Consider the following 13,163-nt stretch of genomic DNA (forward strand, 5'->3'; position numbering starts at 1 on the left):
CTATTTAATATAAATTTCTTTTTCAATTTCTACTAACTGCTTTTGTAGCTCTTCTTTACTTTGTTCGTATAGCGATACATCAATTGTTTCAGCTAAAGCGAATAATATACTTTCATAATAATTCTCAACGTCTTGCTGCATCACTTTTTGGAATAGGTTCCATTTTGCATTCCACTCTTGCTTATAATGATGAACGAATAAATCTTCTTCATCAACTACATAGTTTGATACGAAAGGTTCTAACACTCCTTTAGCGTCTTCTTGCATAAAAGCTTTATCATTTTTTTCAAAAAAGCTTTTCTCATTTTTAAAATGTGCTAGTGCCTTTTTAAAATCTTTTATTTCTATTGAAGGAAACGGCTCTTTATGTGTAATAATTTTATATTCATAATCCACTGTTCCACCCATAGAAATCGATTCATTTTCCACTTTGCAATTCACAACAATTTCATCCTTTGCACGCTTCATCGCTTCATCTATCCATTTTTCAAGACGTAATGATGTCGCACGCATTTCTTGTAATAAATCATGTTGAATAAATGAAACTAATTCCATTACACATTGCTGCAACTGCATTTTCACATTCCCATCTGTTCGTAACGACGCCGGATTAATAAATTCAGTAAACACATCGTTATAGCGTAAAAATAGACGTTGGTGTACATAATAAAGCAATTCTTTCACTTCATTTTGCATTGCTTGCTCTTCAGCAAGTACACTATATGATGAAATAATATGAAGTAGCTGATTACGCTCTGCTTCATATTTTTTTGTTTGCTTCTCTTTCTCATCATTTCCCTGCTTTGCGCCATTTATCATATTTACAAGAAGCTGATTCGCTCCTTGCAATGCACCATATAAAGCATGCACAGATACAAGCATTAAATCCCTCATCATAAAGGACGTAAATGATTCTTCAAACTTAGTAATCCCGGAGTTTTGTAAAATACCATACTTTTCTTTATCAATACTTTTCCCTTGCTTTTCTTCAAGCGCACATAAACTTGAAATTGCAAATAAACGTGGATTTCTAATACCGTATTGCAGGAGCTGGTCCGCAATATAACCTTTTACCATTTCAAGTTCTTCTTCAGATTGTGCTAAATCGGCAGCATTTATTAAGAAGAACATTTTATCAAGTGCAAATGTATCCTTTACACGACCGAGCTGAATTAAAAATTCACGATCTGCACGAGAGAAAACATGATTATAGTATGTTACGAATAAAATAGCATCTGCGTTTTTAATATACTGGAATGCAACATCCGTATGGCGCGCGTTAATAGAATCCGCCCCTGGTGTATCTACAAGAGCTACTCCTTGCCTTGTTAAAGCACAATCATAATAAAGCTCCATATACTCAACAAAGCATGATTTTTCTTCATTAGCTACATAATCAGAGAACTCCTCTAACGTAACTTGTAATTGTTCCCCTAAATGATTAGCAACTGCCTCATATCCTTTTTGTACCGCTCGCAAAAAGCTAAATGTTGTTTTTTGCTTCCCGCTTGGTGAAGGGTATTTCATAATTTGATCAATTTTCGTTAACGCTTCTTCCAATGTAGCAATTTCATAGTGAAACATTTTATAAACAGCTTTCATATCTTCTAACAGCGCTTGCTCTGATTTAAACTGGACAATTACCGTTCCATGTTGTTTATCTTCTGTAACTGGCAAAATTTGATTTATTGTTGCTGTCGTTGGGTTTGGCGATACAGGAAGTACCTTTTCACCGAGCAATGCGTTAGCAAATGATGATTTCCCAGCACTAAAAGCTCCAAATAATGCTACTGTAAATTGCTTCGTTTCTACACGCTGTCTTTTTCCAACTACTTCTTGCTGTAGATGTTTCAGTGTAGGCAATGGATCTAATATCGTTTCAGCTTTCTTCACTTTTTCTAATATACGCTGAATATTTAAAGCTTTCGTTCCTTTAATCTCTTCTTCACTAGCCGCTACGTTATCATTTACAATTTCTTGCTCTTGTAGTTTAAACTTCTCACTAACAACTTGTTTTTTACTTTGTAATATTTCGTCTATTTGCAATCCATCTGGTATAGAAACATTTTCATTCCAAATATCTCCTAAATAGCTCTCATATTCCTCATACGTCTTAATGTATTGTAATTTTGTTTCTTTTGCTGTTTGTAACATCGTGTATTTTTCAATTTCTTCTTCAATACGAGCAATCTCTATCTTCACTTTCTTCTGCAATATACCCGTACTTTTTCCAAAGATTTGCTGAGATTTCATAAAGTATCTTTTCTTTAACTCATTTGCAACGTCAGCAGTATACAGAAGTAAGTAATCACCGGTAAATCCAGCCCCCTGTTTAATTGTTTCAGCCAACACTTCCGGTCCGAAAGCAATTTCTAACGCATATATGCCTTTCCCTATTTCCTCTGTAAATAACCCTTCTTCTTTTAAGAAGGCTACAATAAATTCTTTCACATGAAAATCAAGTTGCGTTTCAACAGTCTTTTGAAGAGCAGAATAAAAAGCATCTACACGTCTCTGTTTTTCTTGCTCCGTCTTTCCTTTCGCAAATAACAAGCCAACTTTAAACTTCGTTAATTTCGTTTCTAAATATTTATTTGCCAATTCTCTCATTTCAAATGGCATTAAATACGCGTTATCTAATATGGCTTGTAAACCTTTTATAAATTCATTTCTCACATCAGATTCTTTACTAGCCACCCGATTTTTATTTTCAGTTAACTCTTCCTTTTTTTCAACTATCTCTGAAAGTGACAGTGGTGATGTTAATTCTTCTTCATATTTCATGAGATGTTTTTCATTTTCAGAAAGAATAAACGAACAATGTTCTTGCAGTAAATATTCTGTTTCTCGCTCCATTCCCTTTCTTACATACTGCTCTTTTTCTTTCATGATAGAAAAGATTAATGCTTCTAAACTTTGAATTTCATTGTATGGATGATTCATCATTCGCAATGATGTATAGAAAATACCATCTACTTCAATATCCCAGTTAGAAAAAGACTGTTTTACACTATCTCTATACTCTTCAAACGATAACTCATTTGCTTTATGTTTATCTATTTGGTTTACAACGAGATAAACCGTTTTATTACGTTGTTTCAATTCTTTAACAAACTGTAAGTTAACCTCTGATTGGACATGGTTATAATCCATCATATAGAAAATAACATCTGCTAGATGCAGTGTTGATTCCGTCGCTAATTGGTGGGCATCATCCGTAGAATCAATTCCGGGCGTATCAACTAACATAACCCCATCAGGAATTGGCGCATCATTTCGATAAATATGAACACCAATTACTTCATCACCGTCTTTACATATTTGTTTTAATTCTTCTGCTGAATATGCGCCGTCATATTCATACTGTTCTCCAGACTTAATCGTTACAACAACACGATCAGATCCTCTTTCAATTTTAACAACGTTAGCACTCGTTGGAATCGGACTTGTCGGTAATAATTGCGCTTTATATAGGTGATTCATCATTGTCGATTTCCCCGCAGAAAAATGACCACAAAAAGCTAGCATAAGCTGCTCTTGTTTATATTTTTGAATCACTTCAAACAACTTCAAACTATTCTCTACATCGCCGTTTTTTTGCCACTCTTCATAAAAACAAACAAGTTTTTTCATACCGTTTGTCTGTACTATGTTTGTCATCCCCTTGTTCCCCTTTATCCAAGATGTATATACTTTATCCCGCTATTTGTGGGCAGTAAAAGCCCGTTTCGTGCGGGCTAATAATCAGTGCGAGATAGACCTCCCCGCTGATTAAAGTTTCACTTTATTATCATACTAAATTTTCAGCATATTCACATCAAAAATAAAAAATCCCTTTCATTCTTTTTACAAATGAAAGGGATTTTATGTAATATTATTCATTTTGTTGTTCCTACTCCATTTAATACATACTTTGTAACACCAACATATATAGCAATCGTTCCTGCAACAAGTGCATACACCATATTAACACACCAACCTTTTTTGATAATGATTATCACTTTTGAATACATTTTATCATTAAAGAGAATCATTATCAACAAATTTCTAAAAAAAGAAAGCTCCTTCGGGAAAAGGAGCTTTACTGCCTGTTTTAAAGAAGTTTAAAACTTGCTGTGCACTCTTATTATATCTCATAATACACATCTTAGCAGTTTTAAAAATTGGAAATAACCTATATACCCTCCCCTTTACATTTTGTATAATAAAGTGAAACTGTAATTAGTGGGGATATTTCCCATCTCCACTAATTATTAGTTGAACCAATCGGGCTTTTACAAGCAGTTGATCTCCCACCTAACTTCCTCGTATTCACTGAATTTTGAAGTGGGAGTCTTACTGCTTGTTAATGCGGGATAAAAGGGAATTACTTAACAAGGAGGAAAATAATGACACAAAATATTTCACAAGGCGAGAGGATACATTCCATCGATATTATTAGAGGAATAGCTGTACTAGGTATTTTTCTTGTTAACTGGCCAGTTATCGCTGGTGTTGATTCTCGAGATATTTCCGGCGTTTATGATGGATTAGACAGCTATATTCGCTTATTTTATGACATGTTTATTCAAACAAAGTTTTATACTATTTTTTCATTTTTATTCGGATTAGGTTTTTATATCTTTATGAATCGTGCTGAGGCGAAAACAGATCGTCCGAAAACTTTATTTGTTCGCCGCTTGCTTATTTTATTATTATTTGGGTTCTTGCATTACGTTCTTTTATGGGACGGGGACATCTTACATAGTTATGCAATCGCTGGATTTTTCTTATTGTTATTTTATAAGAGAGAACCTCGTACTATTTTGATTTGGGCATTAGTTTTACTAAGCATTTTTCAATTTTTAATGCTAATTACTAGCATTGGAATTGCCTTAATGCCAAGAGATGAGCTAGGACTCTCCTTACCAATCATGCCATTAGAAGACTGGATGTTACAAATACAAAATCGTTTCCATGCGTTTTATTCTGAAACAATTGGGCTAAGTGCATTCATGCTTCCAGAAACAGTTGGATTATTTTTGCTTGGTTTATATGCTGGTAAAAAAGATATTTTCCGCCGTTCAAAAGAATTAGATCCAAAACTAAAAAAATGGCAAATCATTATGTTCGTTTTAACATTACCAATGTGGTTCTTTATGGTTCGTTATTTCTTGTCAAAACAACCTTATGATCCGATTTATATGAGTGCCTTTACAATGTTTAGTGGAAAAACATTATTCATCTTTTACATTTTTACACTCATGCGCTTATTACAAAAAGAAAGATGGCAAAAATTATTACGACCATTCCAATATGTCGGACGAATGGCGTTAACAAATTACATCACGCATACCATTGTTACGTTACTTGTATTCGGTCTATTTTTCAAAAATTATTATCCCGCTCCATTATGGATCGGACCACTATTTTGCATCGGTTTCTACACGTTGCAAATCTTTATTAGCCGCTGGTGGCTGTCACGTTATCAATACGGGCCACTTGAGTACATTTGGCGTCTTGGTACGTACGGGAAAATGATGCCACTTAAAAAGAAAAGCAAGGTCTCATAATGAGACCTTGCTTTTTACGCTTCTCTTACTGCACTTTGCATAGAGACTGGTTCTTCTTTTACTTTTACTTTGCGATGCGGCACCATATTAAATACAATATTTAAAAGTACTGCTGATGCACTTCCAAGTACAATTCCGTTATCAGTTAAAATACGAATATTTTCCGGAAGCTGTGAAAATAACGTTGGAACAACTGTAACTCCAAGTCCGATTCCGACAGAACATGCGACAATTAATAAATTTTCTTGTTTTCCAAAATCAACACTGCTTAACATTTTAATACCATATGCCATAACCATGCCGAACATTGCTAGCATTGCACCGCCAAGTACTGATTTCGGAATAATTGTTGTAATGGCTGCGATTTTAGGAATAAACCCAAGAGCAATTAACATACCACCACAAGTATAGATAATGACGCGATTTCTTACTCCAGTTAATTGAACAAGTCCTACGTTTTGAGAATATGTTGTGTATGGAAATGCGTTAAAAATACCACCTAGAACCATTGCTAATCCTTCTGCGCGATAGCCTTTTGTTAATTCTTTTTCACCGATCTTTTTATTGCAAATATCAGATAATGCAAAATATACCCCTGTTGCTTCCACAATTCCTACGCAAGCAACGAGAATCATCGTAATAATTGGCGTTAATTCAAATGTTGGTGTACCGAAGTAAAATGGCTGAATACCGTGGAACCAATCCGCTTCTCCAACCGCTTGCAAACTTACTTTCCCCATAAATGCTGCAACGATTGTACCGAACAATAGACCTAGTAAAATAGAGATTGAACGAATAAATCCGTCAAAGAAACGATACATAATGATGATAAATAATAATACACCAAATGCTAACGCTAAATTTTCAAGACTACCGAAATCTTTACTTCCTACTCCTCCAGCCATATCATTAATTGCTGCTGGAACAAGTGTAACTCCAATTACGGTAACGACAGATCCTGTTACAACAGGTGGAAACAGTTTTACAAGCTTTCCAAATAATTTCGCAAAAATAACAACGAATAACCCGGCAGCAATAATCGCTCCATAAATAGAAGACACCCCGTATTGTTTTCCGATTGCAATCATCGGTCCAACCGCTGTAAATGTACAACCAAGTACAACTGGAAGTCCAATACCGAAAAAGCGATTTGATAATGCTTGTAAAATTGTCGCAACGCCGCACATTAATAAATCAATTGAGACTAAATATGTTAACTCTTTTTGATTTAAACCAAGTCCACCACCCACAATAAGCGGAACGATAATTGCACCAGCATACATAGCAAGCATATGCTGCATACCAAGCGATGCGATTTTAAATGGATGTTGCTTCATCGTTTATTTCACCTCCGCAGTTTCTTGCTGTACAAATGTAACTGTGCCGTTATCAAGTGATGCAATTTCTGCTAGTGACTCAACACGAACTCCTTGTTCGCGAAGCTTCTTTCCTCCATCTTGAAATGCTTTTTCAATAACAATACCAATTCCTGCAATACTTGCTCCAGCTTGCTCTACTAAACTCATTAAACCTAAAGCAGCCTGACCGTTTGCTAAAAAGTCATCGATAATTAAAACGCGATCATTTTCATCGATATGATTTCGAGATAATGAAATTTCATTCGTTTCTTGTTTCGTAAATGAGTATACGTTTGCAACGTACATATTATCTTGTAACGTTAACGATTTACGTTTTCTTGCAAAGATTACTTTTACACCAAGCTCTAATGCAGCCATAACTGCTGGTGCAATGCCTGAAGATTCAATCGTCACGATTTTTGTAATGTTCTCTTCTTTAAAACGTTTAGCAAATTCTTTTCCGATCTCTTGCATAAGTACTGGGTCAATTTGATGATTTAAAAATGCATCTACCTTTAATACGTCACCAGATAAAACCTTTCCTTCGTTCAAAATCTTTTCTTGTAATACTTTCATGTTTGTTCCCCCTCTTATGCAATAAAAAACTCCAAAAGCCGCCACCACTCGTTACAAGTGAGAGACGCGCTTTTGGAGTTTCGCAAAAAAGAATGCTAAACAAGCAAATATATTCGTCCTCACTCATAGTCAAAGTATTTACGGTACTTCGGTAGAAACTTGCAGGCCATATCCCCGCGATTATATGAGTGTAGCTAACTATTTATTTTATAGAAGGATTATAACGCACTTTTTAAATTTTGGAAAGCATTTATTAAAAAAACACGTACGAATTTTATGAAAATACTATTTTCGTTCGAGTTTTGCAAACTCTTACATTTCATATTTAAGCGTCGTTAAAATGATTGGACCATCTTTTGTAATCGCAATTGTATGCTCATATTGAGCTGATAATTTACCGTCCATCGTTCTTGCAGTCCACCCATTTAAATCTACTTTAGAATATCGCATACCTACATTTACTATGGGTTCAATTGTAATTACCATTCCTTCTTGTAACTCAGGCCCTTGTCCTTGTTTACCAAAATGAAAAATCGCTGGTTCTTCATGAATCTCTTTACCGATCCCGTGTCCCGTAAAGTCTCTTGCGACAGAAAAACCTTCATTTGCTACATAACTTTCAATTGCATAGCCAACGTCTCCTACATGATTACCGATTACCGCCTGATCAATCCCTTTATACAAAGCATTCTCAGCTACTAACAATAACATTTCTGCTTCATCAGAAACGTTTCCAATTCTATACGTCCAAGCAGAATCTGAAAGACCACCATTTAAGTTTACTACCATGTCAATTGTTACAATATCGCCCTCAGTTAAAGGAACATCCGCGGGAAACCCATGACACATTTCATCGTTTACAGATGCACATATCGCATATGGATACCCGTTGTAACCTTTCTGTTCAGATGTTGCACCATGCTTTTCTAAATATGCTTCAACAAACGTATCAATTTCTTTTGTCGTAATACCTGGTTTCATCATTTTGGCAATTTCCCTATGACATGAAGCAAGTAATTTCCCAGATTCATGCATCAAATCTATTTCATTTTTCGTTTTAATTGTAATCATACTACCTCTCCTTACTAAACTTGCTATTTGCTACTAAACTTCAATCATACACATCCTCTTCCAAAATTTCAAAACTTCTAATTAAAACAAGTACAAAAACAAACATCATTTATTTCTACATCAAAATAAAAAAACAGAAGCTCTCCTCTGTTTTTTAATCATTTTTACATATATAATTCATTTTCAAAAACTCAAAACAACTACCATTTGTTTTCTGTATAAACGTTCCAACAGCTTCAAATCCTGCTCTTTTATACACTTTAATCGCTCTTTCATTAAATGTCGCTACTGATAGTGTTATATAATTGCATCCGTATTTTTCTTTACTAAAAGCTAGTCCAGCTTTTACGAACTGTAGACCAAATCCATTCCCAGTTATATCAGGTCTCATTCCAAGACCTATATCAACCGTTTGATTATTTATGTTACTAAAACTAAAGAAACCAATGAGAGTACCATTTTCCTTCACAGAAAATGTATGATTCCCTCTACTCTCATCCTCTAAAAACTCAGCTAAATCTTCTTCATCTGCCTCTATATCATAAAAGGAATACTCCCCTTCATAATGCCAGTTATATGCAATTTCTTCTGCTTCCGCTTGCGACATTACTGTAAACATATAGCCCATTTCTCTCACTCCCTCATAAAAAAAAGCTGCAATTAAGCAGCTCCTGTTTTATAACTCATAAATCTCTTTATATTTAGCTTCTAAATAATCAGCTAAGTAGTTTGCATTTAAACCTTCACCTGTCACATCTTTTAAAATTTCAAGTGGTTTTTTCGTTTTGCCATATTGGTGAATATTCTCTGTTAACCATTCACGAATTGGTGTCACGTTTCCTTCTTCTAATAATGCATCAAAGTTTGGAATATCCTTTAGCATCCTATGTTTAAATTGCGCTGCATACATATAACCAAGCGCATAAGATGGGAAGTATCCAAATGAACCACCAGCCCAGTGAACATCTTGCAATACACCCTGTGCATCGTTTTCCGGACGAATTCCTAAATATGCTTCCATCTTATCATTCCAAGCCGTTGGCAAATCCTTCACTTGTAATGTACCATCAAATAATTCTTTCTCAAGTTCATAACGAACCATGACGTGAAGCGGATATGTAAGCTCATCTGCTTCTATACGAATAAACGATGGCTTCGATTCGTTAATCGCATCATAAAACTCGTCTACTGATATATCATTGAATTGACCATCGCTATACTCTTTTAATAAATCATAATTTTTCTTCCAAAATGATTTATTACGACCGATAAAGTTCTCAAAGAATAATGATTGTGACTCATGAATACCCATAGAAGTTCCACTACATAGCGGTGTACCTTCAAATTCCTCTGCAATATTTTGTTCATATACAGCATGACCACATTCATGAATCGTGCCGAAAACAGCCATACGGAAGTCTTTCTCATCGTAACGAGTCGTAATACGAACATCCCCTCTATTTAATGTAATTTCAAAAGGATGTACCGTTTCATCAAGACGACCCGCTTCAAAGTTATAGTTCAATTGTTTTAATAACTCTAAAGTAAAATTCTTTTGTTTTTCTTTTGAAAAATGTTCAGCTAAAGCATTTGTTTTTAATTCTTTTTTAGACTCAGAAATTTCTTTCACAAGCGGAACGATACGTTCACGTAGTTGACCAAATACATGATCTAACACTTCTACTGTGATTCCCGGCTCATACATGTCTAATAGCGTGTTATATTTGTACGTTTCGTAACCCCAATATGTAATAAACTTCTTTTTGAATTCAACAATTTTTTCTAAATACGGACGGAACATTTCGAAGTCAGATTTTTCGCGAGCTTCTTCCCATACACTTTCCGCTTTCGCTTCTAATTTCACATACGCTTCATATTCCGCTTGTGGAATTTTCTTATTTCTATCATATTCTTTACGACACTCTTCAACCATTTTCTTTGTCGTTTCAGAAAGTTTATTTTCAACAATTAAAGATTCTAGTTCAGTTAAATAGTTCCCCATCTCATCTGAAGTCGACATCGCAAACACTTCGGATGAAAGCATTCCAATTACTTCTGAACGCTGGTCTACTCCTTGCTTTGGTGCACCTGTTCTTAAATCCCAAAACATTAAGCTTAATGCCTCTCCGTAATTCTCTATCTTCTTCACATATGTTAAAAATTGTTTTTCCACTTCATATGTAGCAACTGTCATAGTATAAAAAACCTCCTTTTTCTACCTCAAACTTATTTCGACACTAAAACATAAATTCCTTTTCTAATAGAAAAAAAGCTTGGCAAATGCCAAACTTTTCCCTACAACATTTTTTCGCTTAAAGTACTTTTCCTTCTACCGGAAGTACTTTCTTCACTGCTTCTATCACTTTTTCATCTTCATTATCTGATAAGAATAATGATATAGCACCTTTATCTTCACTTGTACGAATTAAACGTCCAATTCCTTGGCGAAGACGTAAAATCATATAAGGCACATCTACGTCCCAGAATGGATCATTCACATGTTTACGCTTCGCCTCAAACACAGGATCGTTTGGAGGGAATGGTAATGACCAAATAATAACATGTGATAATGATGAACCTGGAATGTCTAAACCTTCCCATAAATGAACGGCACAAAGTACAGTCTCTTCTTCATTTTGGAAACGAGAAACGAGCTGACTAATTTCTTGATCTCCTTCATATAGGAACGGAACTGACATTTGCTCTTTACTTACATATTCTTTAAACGCTGCAAGTTCTTGCGTTGTACGGAATAATACGAGTGTACGTCCATTTGTTTTTTGTATATTTTCAAGTGTATATTGACACTTTCTTTCCCATTCATTTTCTTTCGTATACGGAAGTAAGTTTACTGTCATTTGCTCTTCATAATCAAACGGCGAAGCAACTGAGAATGATAAGTAATCTTTTACCCCTAGACTATTTGCAGTAAATGCGAACGAATCATTGTCAGATAATGTCGCAGAAGAGAAAATATATGGAATCTTCTTCGAGAATACTTTTTCTTGTAACACTTCTTCAACTGCACGCGGCATAATAACTAACGTGAAAGCACCATCGCCTTCTTCACCCCACGTAATTACATTTTTCTCGTGCATGAAAAGACGAAGTGAATGCTCTAACACATCTAAATGCTCATCAACAATATTTAAATCGTATGTGTTTACTGTATGCATTTCACTTTCAAATACTAATGCATCACCGACTTCACCGATTTTCGCATAAAGTCTTTTCGCTTCTGCAGTTACCTTTTCTGTCACAGTAATTTCTAAACGATCAGAACCTTCAATTTCCTTTTTATTCTCTTGTAGTACCCCAAAGAATTGTTCAGTTTGCCAAATTGTTTCTTCTACTAAATGTGCGAACTCTTCACGAATATCATTTTGTAATAATCTCGTTAAAAGTTGCTCCATCATCGTTTGTTTTAAACGGTACGTTAAAGCTTTTTGAGCTGCATATTCTACAAGATGCCCTTCATCGAATACAACGCAGCTACTTTCTGGTAATAACGGAATTTGTCCTTCACGTTTGCGAGCTTCGTACGTCCAAATATGATCCATATAGAAATCTTGAGAACAAATGATTAAATCTGCCGCTTTACGATAATGCTCGCGCGAAAGAGTTTGACCACAACGATGACGAGAATCACAAGTGAAGCAATCTTGGAAGTAATCCCAGTTTACCTTTGACCATTCCTCGTCATTTAACAGTGGAAATTCTTTTCGATCACCATAGTGAGTAAAGTTCTGCATCGTACCATGATCGAATACGAACTGAGGTAATTCGTAATATACATCTTCAATTACTTCTGGAGCTCGTCCACTCATAACATCTTCAAGTTTACGTAAACATAAATAATTATCCATTGACTTCGCAAGTCTAACATCAACAGATAGCCCTAATGCTTCAGATAACTTAGCAATGTCTCCTTCTTCTTTCACAAGCTGCTCAATTAACGTTTCATCTGCACAAGCGATAATAGCCGGCTTCCCTGTATAACGTGCATAACAAATTGCATATAAAAGATATACAATTGTTTTCCCTGTTCCTACACCTGCTTCTGCAAACATAACTTTCTTCTCTTGGAAAGCGCGCTCTAACTGAAACGCCATAAAAATCTGTTCATCACGCTCTTCAAATCCTTTTTCCGGAAGAATGTCGTAAAACACATCTCCAATCCACTCATTCAACTTATCATAAAAATTATCTTGTTTTCCTACTTCAAATGGTAACCTATTCTCAGTAAACATCCTTAGCCTCCAACCAAACAGTTTTTCTATAAAAAGATATAGCAACTGCTACTCACATGTGTGCAGCCACTTTCCCCTGTTACAATACATAGAAATACACGAAAAAAAATTTTCCTTTCGAAAAAGGAAAATTTTTTTCTATATTAATGACCTTAAATAACGTTTATCAATCGCTGTTTCATGTGAAAGAGCTGACAAATATTCTTCCTGCGCTTTTTGTATTCCATCTACAATTGCACCTTGACTATCCACTTCTTTTCCGAGCTCATCATACGTACGGTGAATAGCTTTTTGAATCATCGATAATTGGAAACTATCCATATCACTTCCTCCTTTACGCATTACATAATAGCCAG

Annotated in this window: 10 protein-coding genes and 1 riboswitch; of the genes, 1 reads left to right on the top strand and 9 read right to left on the bottom strand. The window is 35.1% G+C overall.

The annotated features are described in order from the left end of the window. Positions 1-3,660, bottom strand: coding sequence for a dynamin family protein (locus tag JFU20_RS07195; protein WP_002011933.1), 3,660 nt, complete (start codon positions 3,658-3,660; stop codon positions 1-3). 218 nt (positions 3,661-3,878) lie between these two features. Further along, positions 3,879-4,034 (bottom strand): hypothetical protein, encoded by a 156-nt coding sequence (locus JFU20_RS07200; protein ID WP_002011935.1) that lies wholly within the window; start codon positions 4,032-4,034, stop codon positions 3,879-3,881. Between the two features lie 354 nt (positions 4,035-4,388). Here JFU20_RS07200 and JFU20_RS07205 point away from each other — a divergent pair, with 354 nt between their 5' ends. After that, entirely contained in the window at positions 4,389-5,552 is a 1,164-nt protein-coding gene (locus JFU20_RS07205) for a DUF418 domain-containing protein (protein ID WP_002166058.1), read from the top strand. 14 nt (positions 5,553-5,566) lie between these two features. Here JFU20_RS07205 and pbuX read toward each other — a convergent pair whose 3' ends face one another. The 7 genes from pbuX to JFU20_RS07240 all read right to left on the bottom strand — a co-directional run bounded on the left by pbuX (position 5,567) and on the right by JFU20_RS07240 (position 13,128). Continuing rightward, entirely contained in the window at positions 5,567-6,889 is a 1,323-nt protein-coding gene (gene pbuX / locus JFU20_RS07210; RefSeq protein WP_002011937.1) for a xanthine permease PbuX, read from the bottom strand. Between the two features lie 3 nt (positions 6,890-6,892). Continuing rightward, the gene (locus JFU20_RS07215; protein ID WP_000866483.1) at positions 6,893-7,486 is read right to left on the bottom strand and encodes a xanthine phosphoribosyltransferase; all 594 of its coding nucleotides are present in this window, start codon (positions 7,484-7,486) and stop codon (positions 6,893-6,895) included. 106 nt (positions 7,487-7,592) lie between these two features. After that, a riboswitch (purine riboswitch) is annotated at positions 7,593-7,694 on the bottom strand. Positions 7,695-7,798: 104 nt separating this feature from the next. Further along, positions 7,799-8,557, bottom strand: a complete 759-nt coding sequence (locus JFU20_RS07220) for a type I methionyl aminopeptidase (RefSeq protein WP_002011939.1) — start codon at positions 8,555-8,557, stop codon at positions 7,799-7,801. A 154-nt stretch (positions 8,558-8,711) separates the two neighbouring features. Then, on the bottom strand, positions 8,712-9,185 hold the full coding sequence (locus JFU20_RS07225) for a GNAT family N-acetyltransferase (RefSeq protein WP_002166059.1): 474 nt from the start codon (positions 9,183-9,185) through the stop codon (positions 8,712-8,714). Positions 9,186-9,233: 48 nt separating this feature from the next. Next, positions 9,234-10,751: a carboxypeptidase gene (gene ypwA, locus JFU20_RS07230; protein WP_002011941.1), complete on the bottom strand. Its 1,518-nt coding sequence runs from the start codon at positions 10,749-10,751 to the stop codon at positions 9,234-9,236. Positions 10,752-10,869: 118 nt separating this feature from the next. Then, the gene (locus JFU20_RS07235; RefSeq protein ID WP_002011942.1) at positions 10,870-12,807 is read right to left on the bottom strand and encodes an ATP-dependent DNA helicase; all 1,938 of its coding nucleotides are present in this window, start codon (positions 12,805-12,807) and stop codon (positions 10,870-10,872) included. 138 nt (positions 12,808-12,945) lie between these two features. Continuing rightward, positions 12,946-13,128 carry a DUF3921 domain-containing protein gene (locus JFU20_RS07240; RefSeq protein WP_002126488.1) on the bottom strand — a complete coding sequence of 61 codons (183 nt, stop codon included), beginning with the start codon at positions 13,126-13,128 and terminating at the stop codon, positions 12,946-12,948. Positions 13,129-13,163: the final 35 nt, after the last annotated feature.

The sequence above is a fragment of the Bacillus sp. TH30 genome (assembly GCF_016650875.1).
GTDB classification, from domain to species: Bacteria; Bacillota; Bacilli; order Bacillales; family Bacillaceae_G; genus Bacillus_A; species Bacillus_A mycoides.